This is a genomic window from Amycolatopsis orientalis DSM 40040 = KCTC 9412, from assembly GCF_000478275.1.
Taxonomy (GTDB): domain Bacteria; phylum Actinomycetota; class Actinomycetes; order Mycobacteriales; family Pseudonocardiaceae; genus Amycolatopsis; species Amycolatopsis orientalis.
Genome location: NZ_ASJB01000074.1, coordinates 15,040 through 31,244, shown reverse-complemented (window position 1 = coordinate 31,244; position 16,205 = coordinate 15,040). Strand labels below are relative to the sequence as shown.

The following is a 16,205-nucleotide window of genomic DNA, read 5'->3' as shown; positions in this document are numbered from 1 at the left end:
AACTGGAGACCCGTCATGGCCCTCACCGACATCTGGTTCCTGCTCATCGCGGTCCTCTGGACCGGCTACTTCGTCCTCGAAGGTTTCGACTTCGGCGTCGGGACGCTCCTGCGCGTCCTCGGCCACGACGACACCGAGCGCCGCGTGCTGATCAACACGATCGGCCCGGTCTGGGACGGCAACGAGGTCTGGCTGCTCGTCGCGGGAGGTGCGACGTTCGCCGCCTTCCCGCTCTGGTACTCGAGTCTGTTCTCCGGCTTCTACCTGGCGCTCCTGCTGGTGCTCGTGGCGCTGATCCTGCGCGTGGTGGCGTTCGAGTTCCGCGGCAAGATCGACAGTGCGCGCTGGCGTGCCACCTGGGACTGGGTCATCGTCGGCGGTTCGGCGCTGCCGGCCCTGCTGTGGGGTGTCGCCTTCGGCAACATCGTGCACGGTGTCCCGCTCGACGCCCAGCATCACTTCACCGGGTCGTTCTTCACCCTCCTCAACCCGTACGCGCTGCTCGGCGGACTGGCCACGCTGACCCTGTTCACCTTCCACGGCGCGGTGTACCTGACCCTCAAGACGACCGACGCGCTCCGGGACCGGGCCAGGACCCTCGCCAGGGCGCTCGGCGCCGCCGCGATCGTCTTCGGCGGCGGGTTCCTCGGTTTCACCGCGCTGCAGCACGGCGGATGGGCGTGGCTCTCTTCGGCCGTCGCGGCCGTGCTCCTCGCGGCGAGCGTCCTCTTCGCCACCACCGAACGGGACGGGTTCGCGTTCGGCTGCACCTCGGGCGCGATCATCGCCGTCACCTTCACGCTGTTCTGGTCGCTCTACCCGAACGTGCTGCCGTCGACGACGGACCCCGCGTTCAGCCTGAACACCACCAACGCCTCGTCGACGCCGTACACGCTGGGGATCATGACCTGGGTCGCCCTCGTGTTCACCCCGATCGTGCTCGCCTACCAGGCGTGGACGTACTGGGTGTTCCGCAAGCGCATCAGCCGGGCCTCGATCCCCGCCCACTCCGGCCTTCCCACGGCACGCCGATGAGGCCACTCGACCCTCGGCTGCTCCGCCACGCGAGCGCGGTCCGGCCGTTCGTCCTCGCCTGCGCCGTCCTGGGCGTGCTCACCGCCATGCTGGTGCTCGCCCAGGCGGAGCTGCTGTCGAAGACGATCACGTGGGCGTTCCTCGACGGCGTTTCGCCGCGGGCACTGCTGATCCCGCTCGGGATGCTGCTGCTGGTCGTACTCGCCAGGGCAGGCATCGCCTGGCTTTCCGAAACGACGGCGCACCGGGCCGCCGCCCGCGCGCTCTCCCAGCTGCGGGAGACCGTGATCGCGGCCGCGCTGCGGATCGGGCCCCGGCGGGCGGAGCGCTCCCCCGCGGAGATCGCCGCGCTGGCCACCCACGGCGTCGACCGGTTGGACGGCTACTTCTCGCGGTACCTGCCGCAGTTGCTGATCGCGGCGGTGGTGCCGCTGGTGATCGGCGTGCGGATTCTGGCGGCCGACTGGGTCGCCGCGGCCATCGTCGGTCTCACGGTACCGCTGATCCCGGTCTTCATGATCCTCATCGGCCTCTACACCCAACGTGACGTCCGGCGGCAGTGGAAGACGCTTTCCCTGCTGGGGAACCACTTTCTCGACCTCGTCGCCGGACTCGCCGAGCTGACCGCGTTCGGCAGGGCCCGCGCGCAGATCCGCTCGCTGCGGGAGATCACCGAGCGGTACCGCACCCAGACCCTGCGCACCTTGCGCGTCGCGTTCCTGTCCGCGCTCGCGCTCGAACTGCTGGCGACGCTGTCCGTCGCGGTCGTCGCCGTCTCGATCGGGCTCCGCCTGCTGGCGGGTGAACTGGACCTGCGGACCGGGCTGGTCGTCCTCATCCTCGCGCCCGAGGTCTATCTGCCGCTGCGCGCGGTGGGCGCCCGGTTCCACGACAGCGCCGAGGGGCTCGCCGCCGCGGAAGAGATCATCGCGCTCGCCGGCACCCGGTCCGGCGACACCGGTACCCGTCCCGCTCCCGACCTCGCGACCCTGCCCATCAGCTGCGAGAACGTCACGGTCGAGGGCCGGTCCGGGCCGATCCTCGACGGATTCACCCTGCGCGTGCGGCCGGGCGAGGTCGTCGGGATCACGGGACCGAGCGGAGCCGGTAAGTCGACGCTGCTCGACCTGCTGCTCGGCTGGCGGCGCCCCGACGAAGGCAGGGTCATGGCCGGCGACGTCGACCTCGCCGACATCGGGCGGGCGACCTGGCACCGGCGTCTCGCGTGGGTGCCGCAGCGGCCCCGCCTGGTCGCCGGGACCGTGGCGGGGAACATCAGGCTCGGCTCTCCGGACGCGACGGACGACGCGGTGCGCGCGGCGGCTCATTCCGCCGCGCTCGATGTCCCGCTGGACACCGTCGTCGGCGAACTCGGCGCCGGCCTGTCCACCGGGCAACGGCGACGCGTGGCGCTCGCCAGGGCCGTCCTGCTCGACCGGCCGCTGATCCTGCTCGACGAGCCCACCGAAGGCGTCGACGCGGAAACCGAGGCCGCGATCCTCGACCGGCTGCCCCGGGTGCTCGCCGGGCGGACGGCGGTGATCGTGAGCCACCACCCGGCGGTATTGGCCCGCTGCGACCGGGTCATCACCCTGGGCACCCCGGCCCGGTCCGCGACAACCGGGACACCACCGGCGAAAGAGCCCACGACGACTCGCCAGGCCATCGTCGTCCCGGACCACGAACCGGCCACAGTGGACGGTCCCGGTCCGAAGTGGAGGCCGCTGCTGGACGCCGTACGGCCGCATCGATGGCGGCTCGCGCTGGCCTGCCTGGCCGCCACGGCCGCACTCGGCTGCGGGGTCGCGCTGACCGCGACGTCGTCCTGGCTGATCGCGAGCGCCGCCCTGCATCCCCCGGTGCTCAGCCTGATGGTGGCGATCGTCGCGGTGCGGACGTTCGGCATCGCCAAGGGCGTTCTTCGCTACATCGAACGGCTACTGTCGCACGACGTCGCCCTGCGTGCCTTGACCGAACTCCGGGTGCGGGTGTGGACTCAGCTCGTCCGGATCGGCCCGGCGGGCAGCGCCAGGCTGCGCCGCGGCGATCTACTGCACCGCCTGGTGTCCGATGTGGACAGTCAGCAGGATGTCCTGGTACGCGGGCTGGTCCCCGGGGTCTCGACCTTCGCCGTCCTGACCGGGACGGCGATCACCCTCGGCGTGATCCTGCCCGGCGCCGGTGCCGCGGCCGCCGTCGGGCTGTTCGTCGCGGGCGTCCTCGCCCCACTGGCGACCGCGTGGTTCGCCCGGCGCGCCGAGCGGACGACCGCGCGGCTGCGCGCCGACTTGACGGCGGGGACGGTCGAGCTGCTGCAGGCCTCGGCCGATCTGATCGTCCATGACGCCGCGGTCCGCCGTCATCTCCGCCTGCGTGAGATCGACGCCGCGCTGACGGATCTCTCCCGCCGGTCGGCGGTGCGGCGAGGACTCGGTGCCGGACTCGCGACCCTCGGCGTCGGTCTCACCTGCCTGGCCTGCCTCACGCTCGGGATCCTGGCGGTGCGCGCGGGGACGATCCCCGGGCCCGCGCTGGCCGTACTGGCCCTGACCCCGCTCGCGACCGCCGAACTGGTGGCGGGCCTGCCGGAAGCGGCGCAGCGGCTGATCGGCGCGGGCCACTCGGCCCGGCGGCTCGCCGACCTGGACACGATTCCCGCGCCGCACACCGAATCCGGTTCCGCCGCGACCGCGCCGCCCTCGACGAAACTGGCGGCCGACCGGCTCTCGGTGCGGTGGCCGCACGCGCGTCGCGACGCGGTCCGGAATCTCGATCTGGTGGTGGGCGAAGGACGGCGTCTCGTGCTCACGGGCCGATCGGGAGCGGGCAAGAGCACCGTGATCGCGGCGCTGATGCGGTATCTCGTCCCGTCGAGCGGGCGCGTCCTGCTCGACGACGTGGACACCCGCGCCTACAGCGGCGACTCCCTCCGGGACCAGATCGCCTGGTGCGGACCGGAAACGCACCTGTTCGACAGCACACTGCGCGAGAACCTCCGGCTGGCCCGGCCGTCCGCGGCCGACGAGGACCTGCGCGTCGCGCTCGATCTCGCACAGCTGGGCTCCTGGCTGGCCGCCCTGCCGGACGGGCTGGACACGGCGCTCGGTGCGCACGGCACGCCGGTGTCCGGTGGAGAGCGGCAGCGCATCGGCGTGGCCCGCGCCCTGCTGTCGGACCGTCCGTTCCTACTGCTCGACGAGCCGACGGCCCATCTGGACGCACCCACCGCGGCGGTGCTGGCGGCGGATCTCCTGGCGGCGACCGAAAGCCGCTCGGCGCTGATCGTCTCCCACCGGCCGTCGGAGTTCCCGACGCTCCCGACGGTGGAGCTGAAGGACGCTTTCCCCTCATCGCATGCGGCGAAGGGCCCTTTCGTCGCATCGCATGAGGGGAAAGGGCCCTTCAGCTCCGCGCGACCGGAGGAATCCCCCGTACGCCGCCGTAACACCTAGGCCATCCAGTCCCGTGCGAAGCGATATCATTGAGGCGATGGCGCCGGGTAGGGGACACTGCCGTTCTCGACCACGGAAGTCCTACCGGGAACCGAGGTTCACATGCGCCGCGAATACCGTGTTTCCTTGCTGACCGCCTGCCTCGCCTTGTCCCTCGTCCAGGCCCCCATCGCCGCCGCCGCGCAACCCGCTCCGAGTGCCCCCTTCTGCTACCAGGAGCCCGTGCGACCCACGGCCGATGTCAGCGACATCAAGGCCGCTTTCCAGTCTTCGAAATGGTTGCAGACGATCCAGGCCGTCTATCAGCGACGGTGGCCCAGCGGCGAAGGCCTCGCGATCGCCCAAGCCAAGGACAAGTATTTCAGCCAGTTCGTGGACAAAACGAGTTTCAACGCGCTGGCCGAATCCCTGATGGTGGCGATCCACGAAGAAACCCACATGTGGGACCTCGATCCTTCGAGAACGTCTTGGGACGTCTCCATGTCCGCGTGGATCAACGCTACCCAGAAGGCGATGAAGGTCCCCCTGCACGGCGGATTCCCCCGGCGCGAGATCCTGCCGCTGATCACGGACAAACTCACCTCGTCCATGGATGACATCTATCTGCGGGACGCGCAGCAGGGAACGTATCGTCTCCAAGGCGTCCTCGCCGAACTGAACGCCGGGCTCATGGGACTGCCCGCGGCGACGGTCGTCGCCGAATACATCCAGGGCGTGGGAGCGAGCAATTCCCGGGACATCGTCGCCACCAACATCCGGTATCTCCTGCTTTATCTGCGCACGGCCAAGGCCAAGCACGCCGACTACTGGACCAAGATCAAGGCCGAACCCGCATTGCGCGATCTGGTGCTCATCGAATTCCTCCGGTCGGCGTACTGGCTCGATCAATCCGCGTCCTACGCCGCAAAACTCGGCAGTGCGGACGTGGACAAGATCGTCGCCAAGAACTACGCGCCGGAAAACATCGCGATCATCGAGGAGTTCACCGGCGCCAAGGTCAGTGTGACTTCACCCAAGAACTGCACGGCTTGACCCTGGTCCTGTCCGGCGAACTCCCGAAGTATGTACGCCACCGTGAGCCTTTTCCCACCTGGTCGTGGCTCGGGGCTGAAGGGCGCTTTCCCCGCATCGCATGCAGGGAAAGCGCCCTTCGCCGCGTGAGATGAGACGAAAGGCCCCTTCGGCAAGACGGACGGGGCATGCGCGAGCGTGGAGGATTGAGGACCTGGTCGTGAGTGGTAAGTGTCGTTCTAACGACACTTACCACTCACGACCAGGTCCTTCCAGAGCGCCCGCCACTTTATGTCCACAAAGGACACAAAAAGGACTGGAGCGCGACCTCAGCGCTCCGGAGTCGCCAGCTGGTCCAGAATCAGCAGCGCCGCACGTTCGGCCTGACGACGGCGGCGCTCGTCGACGACACCCTGGATGCTGAACGCCCAGTGCGCTTCGAAAAGGCACACCAGCGCGTACACCGTGTCCGCGACCTCATCGCGGGACGCGCCGGGAAAGTGCGCGGCCAGCAAGGCTTCCAGCTCGGGCAGCCACAGCTCGGCCCACAGGTCGCGTAAGCGCCTGCGCACCTCTTCGTCGCGCGCGCCCAAGGCCACCAGTTCCGTCCACACGACCAAATCCTCGTGGGTGCGGTAGGCCCCCGGCGCGAAGAGGGAGACGACCCGCTCGCGCAGCGGCAGACCGGGATCACGGCGGAAGATCTCCGTTCCCATCGCCCCGACGGCGTGTTCGATGAACGCGCCGATCAGCTCGTCACGGGACCCGAAGTAGTGCAGTACCAACGTGCGCTGCATTCCCGCCACCTCGGCGACCTTCGCGAACGTCACCCCGGCCAGCCCTTCCCGCGTCACCACTTCGGCCGTCGCTCGAAGGATCTCCGGGATCCGCTCCTTCGCCTTGCTCGGACGGCCGACTTGATTTACTGTCATGACAGTAAATATACCAGAGAGGGTGATCGCATGCGAGTTCTCGCGCTCGGGGGCGCCGGGGAGATGGGGGCGGCCGCGGCGGCGGTCCTGGCCGCCGCGGACTCCGTGACCGAAGTGGTCATCGCCGACCGTGACCTGTCGCGCGCGACCGCGGTAGCGGACTCGTTGGGCGCCAAGGTTTCGGCACGACGCTCCGACGCGACGGACCACGCCGGGCTGGTCACCGCGATGAGGGGGTTCGACCTCGTCGTCAACACGGTGGGCCCGTTCTTCCGGTTCGGCGTACCGATCCTGACCGCGGCGATCGAGGCGGGCTGCGATTACGTCGACATCTGCGACGATCCGGAGCCGACGTTGCGCATGCTCGAACTCGGCGAACAAGCCGAGGCCGCCGGGGTGTGCGCCCTGATCGGCACGGGCGCCAGCCCCGGGATCGCGAGCATGCTCGCGGTGCGCGCGGCACGGGAACTCGACACGATCGAAACGATTCTCACCGGCTGGAACATCGGCGCGGCGCCGCCGGAAACCCCGCACAGCGGAACGGGCCCCAGCGCGGCGGTCGTGCACATGATGGAACAGATCAGCGGCACCATCCCCATGCTGCGCGAGGGACGGCTGGTCAGGCGGCCCGCACTCGAAAAGGTCGAATGGATCCACCCCGGGCTCGGCACCCTGACCGGGCGCACCGTCGGACATCCCGAGGCCGTGACCCTGCACCGCGCCTTCCCCACCCTGCGCGAGAGCACCAACGTGTGCGTCGGGGACAAGGCCGCGCTCACTCTCCTGGCGGCTCTGCGGCGGTTCATCGACGCCGGCGCGCTGACCCTCGATCGCGCCGCGCGGCTACTCGAACGCGCGGAGAGACTCCTGTCCTCCACCACGAGCGACATCTTCAAACAAGGCACTCCGCCGCCGCTTTTCGCGGTGGCCACCGGCATCCGGCACGGGAGTCCCGGCATCGCGGCCACGATCCTGGCCAACACACCGGGATTCACCATGGCCGCCGCGACCGGTGTTCCGCTGGCGGTGTCGGCACTGCTCATCCCCTCCGCCCGCCGTCCCGGGGTGCACACCCAGGAAACCCTCATCGACCCCGACGACTTCTTCACCGCGCTGGCCGCGCACTGCATCGGGAGCCCGCCGCCCGCGCGGATGACCGCCACCACGACCAGCTGGGCAAGCGAGCTGGAGAACAAGCAAGCCTTCGACACGTCGCTACTGACCGCCCTGATGATTCCTTGAGCGGCAAGCTCACCTGAACGACATAGATTGTCTGCGTTCATCTCTTGACACAATCTATGGTTAGAGCTATAAGAAAAGTATCCGATCAGGACCTTGCGGTGGGGACTCGGGAAGTGATCGAGATGCACGATTCGGCTGTTCTCCGCATCGCGGGCCGCCGGCCCGTGGAGCGCCAGACCGGTTTCGTCGAACTGGTCTGCGCCGATCCCGGCTGGCTGAGGACGGAGTTCGACGCGATCGTCGCCGCCAACTTCGGCGACCGCTCGGCACCGCGCCGCGTTCCCCCGCGCCGTCCACCGGACCACCACTCGGAAGCACGCGGCGACCGCGCGGCCGGGGCCACCCGCCGACCAGGCCCGCGACGCGGGGCCCACCCTGGCATTCGGGCGACAGCCGCCAGAGCACCGGCCCGGGAACGGTCGCCCCCGTATTCCTTCCTCGACTGATGACTCGGATCCCGCCCGCCGCGGCCCGCGCGCCGCGGCGGGCATCACTCTGTCCCGGATCGGCAGGAGGCGGGCCGATCCCGGCTGACCGAAGTTCTGACCGGTGTGAAAGGAGACTGTGAGATGTTGATGCGTACCGATCCGTTCCGGGAGCTCGACCGGCTGACCCAGCAGTTCCTCGGCGCCACCGGGACAGCGGCCCGCCTGGCGACGATGCCGATGGACGCCTACCGCACCGGCGACGACTACGTGGTCGCGTTCGACCTGCCCGGCGTGCGGCCGGAGTCGATCGAACTGAACGTCGAGCGGAACGTGCTGACGGTCAAGGCCGAACGCCACGGCGGCGCCGGCGAGAACGCGGAGTTCGAGGTCGCCGAACGGCCCCACGGAACGTTCAGCAGGCAGCTGTTCCTCGGCGAGACACTCGACCCGGACAGCATCGAGGCCGACTACGAAACCGGGGTACTGACCCTGCGGATCCCGGTCGCCGAACGCGCCAAGCCGCGCAAGATCACCATCAACGCCACCGACGAATCCAAACAGATCAACGCCTGACCCTCACCGAGCCACCACGGTCCCGGAGACACCCCCACGGGCATGGTTCTCCGGGACCCGCCGTCTCCGGGTCAGCGCGCGTGGGAGCACCCGGGTTTCTTCGAGGGGAAGTCCGGCAGCGCCCGGTTTTCGACGACGTGACGGGCGACTTCGAGGATCCGCCGCCGATGACGGCGCGCGTGACCGCGCATGAGCTCGAAGGCGGCGTTGACGTCGGTATCGAGCCGCGAGGCCAGGATTCCCTTGGCCTGTTCGATCAGGACACGGCCGTGCAGCGCGGTCTGCAGTTGCGTGACCACGACGGACTGGCCGCGGACCTCACGCTCGTGCACGTGACCGATGGCGGCCGCGGCGGCGAGCGTCTGCACCAACCGGACTTCGGACGCCGGCATCAGGTCGGCCTCCGAATGCAGGAGCAGCACCGAACCGAGAACCTCTTCACGCAGCCGGATCGGCACCGAACACACTTGCCGGTAGCCGACCCGCTGGACAGCGGCCGCGAAGGCGGGCCAGCGGCGGCTCGCACCGGTCAAACCCATCGGGCCGACCGGCTCTCCCGTGCGATAGCTGCCCAGAACCGGTCCTTCCAGGCGCGCCAGCGTGAGCACGTCGAACAGGTCGGCGGACGCGCCCGCCGTCGCCGATGTCCATCGTCCGGCCTCCTCCGAAGCCACCATCACCGCGGCGGCGGTGACGTCGACGAATTCGGTGCATCGCTCGGCCAACAGGGTGACCTGATCGGTGACATCGAAGTCCTTCACCAGTGTGTCGGTGAGCTCGACCACGGCGTCGGCCAAGCGCTGTTCTCGTCTCATGAATTCCTTTCTCCACCGCACAGGACGAAGTAAGGCGCCTGGCGCGTCGGCTGCCGAACCACCCATGATCGCTATTCCGGGTCACCGTTTACATTCATCCCGGAATTGTCGAATGGCCACGGGCACAGCACCTCAGATCTCGCATACGTGGCAACGGCTTCTGCTCAACCGCGGCACAGACGAAAAATCCTAAGGATCGACAGTGTGACCCGGCAAGCGCAATCACGCGGTTGGCGCTGTGAATCGAAAGCGAAACACTTCGCTTTCGCCAGTGAACGGTCTCGGAGACGGCAGATAGGCGGCGGGCAACTCATGGCGTGCCAGGATGGCGAAGGCCGCCCGGCGGTAGTCCAATGATCCTGTCGCCCGTCGATTCCCTACCGCGAGCCGGGCTCGGGCTGGATCGAGGTCGACGGTGCCGCCATTTCCCTGCGGAGGGCCGACCAGGAACAGGAACTCATCGCCTCGAGTGACGACTGGGCCGAATCACTCGAGGAGCTGCAATTCACCGCCGGTGACGGGCCCGGCGTCGAGGCTTTCCGCGCCGGCGGGGCGATATTGGTGAGCGATCTGACGTTCGACGAGCAGCGCCGGCCGGGATTCGCGGACAGCGCCTCGGCGAACGGCGCGCACGCCGCGTTCGCGTTCCCCCTCGGGCTCGGCGCGATCCGGCTCGGCACCCTGACCCTCTGTCGGCGCAAGACGGGCTCGCTGAGCCCGGACGAGCTGACCGACGCGCTCGCACTGGCCGACCTCTCCACGACCGCGCTGCTCGCCGACAGTTCCGGCGAGGACGATCAGCTCGCGCTGTGGGCACGCAAGGACACGGCCGGACACTACGACGACGTGCACGTGGCGACCGGCATGCTCACCGCCCGCCTCGACATCAGCCTCCAGGACGCGCTGATGCGCCTGCGCGCGCACGCCTACAGCCGTCAGCTACCGATCACGGAGGTCGCGCGGGCCGTGATCATCCGGCAGTCGCGGTTCGACCCGCACCAGGAGTGAGCCCGTCCTCGCTCCTTTCCCAGACGGAGACGTGCTTGGTGCTGTCGGCCGTCAGCTCCGAGCGGTCCCATCCCGCCCAGCGGTACTTCAGGGTCATCCCGGCGATGCGCGCCATGAGGTCCATCTCGGCGGGCCAGGCGTACCGGAACGGAATACGGCGAAACCGCCCCTTCCCGTCGGGTGACACGGTGACGTGGTTCGACGTGAACTCCTGCGTCACGACGTCGTACTGGTCGAATCCGACGTAGCCGCCGCCGTCGCGGCCGGGCGCCACCGCGAACGGCACGATGTCCTGCCCGGGCGGCAGGCCGCGCACGCCCGGCAGCCCCACCTCGATGAGGAACAGGCCGCCCGGCCGCAGGTGCGCGGCCGCGTTCCGGAAGACGTCGACCTGGGCGTCCTGCGTGGTCACGTTGCCGATCGTGTTGAACACCAGATAGACCAGCGAAAACCGGCCGGGCAGCCGCGTCGTCGACATGTCGCCGATGGTGACGTCGACCGCGTCGCCTCCCGGCTTGTCGGCGATCCGGGCCGCCATGGCCCGGCTCAGCTCGATGCCGCTCACCCGCACCCCGCGCGCCGCGAGCGGTGCGGCGATCCGCCCGGTGCCGACCGCGAACTCCAGTACCGGCCCGTCGGCCAGCTCCGCCAGGACGTCCACCATGGGCGTCACCACTTCGGGCGCGTTCGCACCGCCCGGATCGTCGTAGGTCGCGGCCACACTTTCCGGGAACCAGCCGTCCGCCGGGTCGTCTCCCGGCTCCACGGTCTCGGAGCTGTTCGTGCGCATGGTTCCGGACGCTACGCCCGGCACCGTCGTCGCCGCATTCCCTTTTCCGGTCACGCGAACTCACGTCCACAAAGGACATACATCGCGCTCTCCATCGGCCTGAACGTTTCCTCCGCGAACACTCGTCCCGTATCGGCCTCACCGATGTGGAGCGACTGCCGTCGCGCCGCCATCGGCGATCCGGCCGACCGCCTCGACCGCTGTCTGACACACTCCCTACGATCCTCGACACAGCCGCGGTGGAGTGGCGCATAACGAGACCGGGTCGCGGGTACTCCCGAACCACCCGGGCAGACCGGGGGAACCGGTGATCAGGGGGACGGACGTGGGCACACCGAGAACGGGGTCGCGATGAGCGCGGCCACCACCGACCCGTTCGTCCATCCGGCGCTGTTCTACCGCGATCCGGAGGAGTACCTGGCGGGCACCGTGCCGTTCATCCTCGATGGCCTGGCGGCGAGCGATCCGGTCGCGGTGTCGGTGCCGGGCGCCAACCTGGAGCTGCTGCGTACCGCCTTGGGCGGGGACGCGGAGCGAGTGCGGCTGCTGGACATGACCAAGGAAGGCCGCAACCCCGGCCGGATCATCCCCGGCGTCCTCCGCGCGTTCGCCGACGCCCATCCGGCACGGCGGGTCCGCATCATCGGCGAACCGATCTGGGCCGGGCGTTCCGAACTGGAGTACCCGGCCTGCGCCCAGCACGAGGCACTGATCAACTTCGCGTTCACCGGCCGCGAGGTCACCATTCTCTGCCCGTACGACACCGCACGGCTGGACGCCCGCGCCCTGGCCGACGCCGAGGTCACCCATCCCGTCCTGATCGACGCCACCGGCGAACGCGTCAGCGCCGGATACGCCCCGCAGCGCGTCATCGCCGAGTACAACACGCCGCTGCCCGAACCGGCGACATCCACCACACTCGATTCCATCGCGGGCGACGCGGCGTCACAGGCCCACGCCCGCGCCGTGACCCGTGCGCAGGCACGGCAGGCGGGCTTCTCACCGGACCGGGGCGGCGACGTCGAACTCGTGGTCGCCGAGTTGCTGGCCAACAGCGTCGACCACGGAGGCGGGCGGGGACGGCTGCGGATCTGGCCGGAGCCCACCCAGCTCGTCTGCGAGGTCAGCGACGCCGGGCACCTGACCGACCCGCTGGCCGGACGGCGGCCCGCCGCCGTCGGGCAGCTGCGCGGCCGTGGGTTGCTGCTGGTCAACCACCTGGCCGACCTCGTCCGCGTCCACACCGGCCCGCTCGGCACCACCGTCCGCGCCTGCTTCGCCTACCTGGCGGACTGACCGCCGGGGCCCGGGTCAGTCCTGCCCCGGCGCACCCGCCAGTCCCACCGTCATCGACGGCCCGGCGGAGTCCGGCCGCGGTGTCGGCCCGAACCAGTCCAGGCAGACCACCATCGCGTCGTCCTCGGCCTGTTTGCCGTGGCGGCGGGTGGTCAGCTCCCGCAGTACGGACCCCGGGACGTGCGCGGCGGGCAGATCGGCGGTCGCGACGACCGCGTCGCCGAACTCTTGGTCCCCGTACCGCTCGCCATGGGGACCGACAGCGTTGTAGACGCCGTCGCTGACGAACACGAACCTGTCCCCGTCGGCGGCCTGGAACCGGTGGGACGCGTAGGCGGTGTCCTCGAAGGTGCCGAGTGGCAACTGCTCCTCGAACTCGACCCGCTCGGCCTTGCCGTCCCGGAGCCGCCACAGCCGCGGCGAGCCGGCGTCGACGACTTCCACCGAACCGGTGGCGAGGTGGAATTCCAGCAGCAGCGCGGCGACGTGCTGGGAACCGCGATAGTGCGCGTAGATCGCCTGGTCGGCGAGTTCGGCCTGGGCGTCGAGCGTGACCCCGGCGCGGCGGGCGTTGCGCAACGCGTTGACGGCCAGGTTCGTCAGCAGCGCGGCTTCGCTGCCTTCACCCATGCCGTTGATGAGCGTGACGGCGAGTTTGTGGGCGGAGGCGGACCAATCGAAGCAGTCGCCGTAGATCGCGTAGGCGGGTTCGAGCTGGCCGCCGAGCGCGAACTCGGCGCGGGTGCAGGCCCGTCCGGGCAGCAGCTGCCACTGCATCTCCGCGGCCAGCGTCAGCCGCGAAGAACGGCGGGCCTGAATGTAGAGGTCGGTGTCGCGGTCGGCGACGAACAGCTCATGCGCCAGCGCTTCGGCGAACCGCTCGAGTTCGGCCCAGACGGGCGGTTCCGGTTCCTGGGGAAGGGTCACCGCGAGGATGCCGAGCCGGTCACCGCGGACGCTGACCGGCAGGTATCCGGTCACCTTCGCGCCATCCTGTTCGAACGTGGCGGCCTGCGCGACGAAGGCCGAACCGGGAACGGTGCCGTCGACGGGGATCGGGTCGCAGGTGTAGGGCAGCGTGCTGACCTGGCACAGTTCGGTGAGCGCGTAGTCGGCCATCAGTAGCTCGACCGACAGCGCGCCGAAATGTTCGGCCAAGACCGAGCGAAGGGCCGCGGGCAGGTCATGGGGCGGGACATCCCGCAAAAGACGCTCCACGGCCAGGGATCTGTCCAACGCCTGCCTCCCGCTCACCCGGATCGCGCACCGTCCGGCGCACGGTGGTTCTGTTGAGTCTGCGCCGCTCCGGCGTGCCGGTCTACGGCGATTCGCGTGAGCTGTGCTGCAGGAATGAGCATAGGGATGCCACAGTGGACCCTGTGGATCGGTCCCGCGAGCAGCCCGCGCCGGAAGGCGAGGCCGCGAAGTTCGACCTGCCCGACCTCTTCGGACTCGTGGTCGAGCAGGTCCGGGACGTGTCCCCGCGGCCGTTGTCCACCGCCCAGCTGCGTGCGGTGGTCGCGCTGGACCACCACGATGGGCTGAACCTGCGCGCGCTGGCCGAACTGCTCGATTCGACCCCTCCGCTGGTGAGCCGCCTCTGCGACCGGCTCGAAGCGGTCGGCTTCCTCGAACGCCTGCCCAGCTCCCGCAGCCGCCGGGAGCTGACCCTGCGGCTGAGCCTGCGTGGCCGCGCCTACCTGCGGGAACTTCGCGCCCAGCGACGCGAGAACGTCCAGTCGGTGCTCGAGAAGATGACCCCGGAGGGGCGTGCCGCGCTGGCGGCGGGGCTGCGGGAATACCAGGGGATCGCCGCGGGGGAACCGGCCCATCCTGAAGGTTCGGCCTTGCCCGAGTAGGATCAATCGTTGTTATATGACAACTGTTGATCGGCGTACAGCAGAGCGCGCCCCGACCGCAGGAGGACACGGTGCCGGGGACGGACGACGCCCAAGTACGCGAACTGCTGAGCCGGACTCTCGACGAAGACCACGCCACGCTGGTGGCCGACTGGGTCCGGCATCAGCTGGACACCGCCGTCGCGCCACACAACGAACAGGATCTTCGCCGTGAAGCGGCCGAACTACTCGAAGCGTTGCGGGCCGCGCTGAACACGACGGTGGCCGCGGGCCGGATCGTCGCGCGGGACGACGCGGTCCGCGACGCACTGACCTCGCTGTCGGAGCACCGGGCCCGCACCGGCGCGGAACCTTCGGCCACCGCCATGGCGATCCTGTCGCTGAAGCGACTGATGCTGTCCGCGATCGAACGGCGCACCGACGACGCCGAACTGCGTTACCGGGCGGCGCTGCTCGTCACCGACCTGCTCGACAGCGCCGGGGTGCTGGCCTTCGCGATCTACGCCAACGGACGCGAGCACATCATCCGGGAGCAGCACGACCAGATGCTCGAACTCTCCACGCCGGTCGTGCGGCTGTGGCGGCACGTGCTCGCGGTGCCCCTGATCGGGACCCTCGACAGCGCGCGCACCCAGGTGGTGATGAACAACCTCCTGGAAGCGATCCAGGCCCACGAGGCCCGCGTCGCGATCATCGACATCACCGGGGTGTCCACAGTGGACACGGCGGTGGCGCAGCACCTGCTGCAGACCGTCAGCGCGGTCCGGCTGATGGGCGCCGACTGCGTCATCAGCGGTATCCGCCCGTCGATCGCCCAGACGATCACGCAGCTGGGCATCGATCTGTCGCATATCGTCACGCGCGGCACCCTCGCCGACGCGCTGGCCACCGCGATGCGGCTGATCGGCGACGACGCCCGTCCCGCCGCGGTGACCGGGTGAACGCCCAGGAGGGCCTGCCGATCCTCCGGCTCGGAGACGTCCTGCTCACCGGGCTCCTCAGCGATCTGGACGACAAGACCGCGCTCCGGTTCACCGAGGAACTCACCGCCCGCATCTCCGACGAGGGCATCCGCGGCGTGATCATCGACATCTCCCGGCTGGAGATCATCGACTCCTTCGTCGCGCGGGTGCTGATGCAGCTCGCCGACACCGGTCGCCTGCTCGGCGCCCGGATGGTCGTCGCCGGGATGCGCCCCGCCGTCGCGATCACGCTGTCCGAACTCGGACTGCAGCTCACCGGCGTCCGGACCGCGCTCAACGCCGAGCAGGCCATGGAGCTGCTGGGCTGGCGCCGTCCGGTCGAGGCCGCCGAAGAGGCGCCTCATGCTCCCTGACGAACTCACCGGCGCCGCGCCCGCCGTCCCGGCCCGCGAGCACGTCGTGCAGGTGGAAGAGGATCTGCTCACCGCGCGGCACGCCGTGCGGTCCGGCGCGGTCGCGGTGGGCTTCTCCATCGTCGACCAGACCAAGATCGTGACCGCGGCCAGCGAGCTGGTCCGCAACGCCTACATCCACGGCGGCGGCGGGGTCATGACGATCACCGTGCCGCGTGACGAACGCGGCCGGATCGGGCTGCGGTTGCGAGTCCGCGACAACGGCCCCGGCATCTCCGACGTCGAGCAGGCGATGACCGACGGGTTCAGCACCGGCGCCGGGCTCGGTCACGGACTCGGCGGCACCCGCCGTCTCGTCGACGAATTCCACCTCGAGACCGCCCCTGGCCGGGGCACGACCGTCACGATCACGCGCTGGAAACCATGAT

At 69.6% G+C, this 16,205-nt stretch carries 16 protein-coding genes; 12 read left to right on the top strand and 4 right to left on the bottom strand.

Annotated elements, in window-relative coordinates:
* The first annotated feature begins 15 nt into the window (after window positions 1-15).
* From cydB to L324_RS26500, 3 genes are all read left to right on the top strand, one after another.
* Complete coding sequence (gene cydB / locus L324_RS26510) at window positions 16-1,035, top strand: cytochrome d ubiquinol oxidase subunit II (protein WP_037314318.1); 1,020 nt, start codon at window positions 16-18, stop codon at window positions 1,033-1,035.
* Window positions 1,032-4,487 carry a thiol reductant ABC exporter subunit CydD gene (gene cydD, locus L324_RS26505; protein WP_037314315.1) on the top strand — a complete coding sequence of 1,152 codons (3,456 nt, stop codon included), beginning with the start codon at window positions 1,032-1,034 and terminating at the stop codon, window positions 4,485-4,487. Before cydB ends, cydD begins: the two co-directional genes overlap by 4 nt.
* Before the next feature lie 126 nt (window positions 4,488-4,613).
* Entirely contained in the window at window positions 4,614-5,519 is a 906-nt protein-coding gene (locus tag L324_RS26500; protein WP_235783661.1) for a hypothetical protein, read from the top strand.
* A gap of 308 nt (window positions 5,520-5,827) precedes the next feature.
* Here L324_RS26500 and L324_RS26495 read toward each other — a convergent pair whose 3' ends face one another.
* Complete coding sequence (locus L324_RS26495; RefSeq protein WP_037314310.1) at window positions 5,828-6,430, bottom strand: TetR/AcrR family transcriptional regulator; 603 nt, start codon at window positions 6,428-6,430, stop codon at window positions 5,828-5,830.
* Between the two features lie 30 nt (window positions 6,431-6,460).
* On the opposite strand from L324_RS26495, the gene L324_RS26490 reads away from it, so the two are divergent.
* The 3 genes from L324_RS26490 (at window position 6,461) to L324_RS26480 (ending at window position 8,673) form a co-directional block, all read left to right on the top strand.
* A complete protein-coding gene (locus L324_RS26490) occupies window positions 6,461-7,672 on the top strand; it encodes a saccharopine dehydrogenase family protein (protein ID WP_037314306.1) in 1,212 nt (403 codons plus the stop codon).
* A 98-nt stretch (window positions 7,673-7,770) separates the two neighbouring features.
* Window positions 7,771-8,118, top strand: a complete 348-nt coding sequence (locus L324_RS26485) for a hypothetical protein (RefSeq protein ID WP_152547007.1) — start codon at window positions 7,771-7,773, stop codon at window positions 8,116-8,118.
* Window positions 8,119-8,241: 123 nt separating this feature from the next.
* The gene (locus L324_RS26480; RefSeq protein ID WP_037314298.1) at window positions 8,242-8,673 is read left to right on the top strand and encodes an Hsp20/alpha crystallin family protein; all 432 of its coding nucleotides are present in this window, start codon (window positions 8,242-8,244) and stop codon (window positions 8,671-8,673) included.
* A 71-nt stretch (window positions 8,674-8,744) separates the two neighbouring features.
* On the opposite strand, the gene L324_RS26475 is transcribed toward L324_RS26480, so the two are convergent.
* Window positions 8,745-9,488 carry a GAF and ANTAR domain-containing protein gene (locus L324_RS26475; protein WP_063624620.1) on the bottom strand — a complete coding sequence of 248 codons (744 nt, stop codon included), beginning with the start codon at window positions 9,486-9,488 and terminating at the stop codon, window positions 8,745-8,747.
* 561 nt (window positions 9,489-10,049) lie between these two features.
* Here L324_RS26475 and L324_RS26470 point away from each other — a divergent pair.
* Entirely contained in the window at window positions 10,050-10,496 is a 447-nt protein-coding gene (locus L324_RS26470; RefSeq protein ID WP_152547006.1) for an ANTAR domain-containing protein, read from the top strand.
* Here the strand turns inward: L324_RS26470 and L324_RS26465 are convergent.
* The gene (locus L324_RS26465) at window positions 10,459-11,286 is read right to left on the bottom strand and encodes a class I SAM-dependent DNA methyltransferase (RefSeq protein WP_051174109.1); all 828 of its coding nucleotides are present in this window, start codon (window positions 11,284-11,286) and stop codon (window positions 10,459-10,461) included. The two genes, L324_RS26470 and L324_RS26465, sit on opposite strands and share 38 nt — an antisense overlap.
* A gap of 351 nt (window positions 11,287-11,637) precedes the next feature.
* Between L324_RS26465 and L324_RS26460 the strand changes: the two genes are divergently transcribed.
* A complete protein-coding gene (locus L324_RS26460) occupies window positions 11,638-12,582 on the top strand; it encodes an anti-sigma factor RsbA family regulatory protein (protein WP_037314296.1) in 945 nt (314 codons plus the stop codon).
* A 15-nt stretch (window positions 12,583-12,597) separates the two neighbouring features.
* Here the strand turns inward: L324_RS26460 and L324_RS26455 are convergent, their stop codons facing one another.
* Window positions 12,598-13,818: a PP2C family protein-serine/threonine phosphatase gene (locus L324_RS26455; RefSeq protein WP_037314293.1), complete on the bottom strand. Its 1,221-nt coding sequence runs from the start codon at window positions 13,816-13,818 to the stop codon at window positions 12,598-12,600.
* Window positions 13,819-13,952: 134 nt separating this feature from the next.
* On the opposite strand from L324_RS26455, the gene L324_RS26450 reads away from it, so the two are divergent.
* The 4 genes from L324_RS26450 to L324_RS26435 all read left to right on the top strand — a co-directional run bounded on the left by L324_RS26450 (window position 13,953) and on the right by L324_RS26435 (window position 16,204).
* Entirely contained in the window at window positions 13,953-14,441 is a 489-nt protein-coding gene (locus tag L324_RS26450; RefSeq protein WP_081736476.1) for a MarR family transcriptional regulator, read from the top strand.
* Window positions 14,442-14,512: 71 nt separating this feature from the next.
* The gene (locus L324_RS26445) at window positions 14,513-15,382 is read left to right on the top strand and encodes an STAS domain-containing protein (RefSeq protein ID WP_037314290.1); all 870 of its coding nucleotides are present in this window, start codon (window positions 14,513-14,515) and stop codon (window positions 15,380-15,382) included.
* Window positions 15,379-15,777: an STAS domain-containing protein gene (locus tag L324_RS26440; protein WP_037314288.1), complete on the top strand. Its 399-nt coding sequence runs from the start codon at window positions 15,379-15,381 to the stop codon at window positions 15,775-15,777. The genes L324_RS26445 and L324_RS26440 overlap by 4 nt, the downstream gene beginning before the upstream one ends.
* A complete protein-coding gene (locus L324_RS26435) occupies window positions 15,767-16,204 on the top strand; it encodes an ATP-binding protein (protein ID WP_037314286.1) in 438 nt (145 codons plus the stop codon). Before L324_RS26440 ends, L324_RS26435 begins: the two co-directional genes overlap by 11 nt.
* Window position 16,205 lies beyond the last annotated feature (1 nt).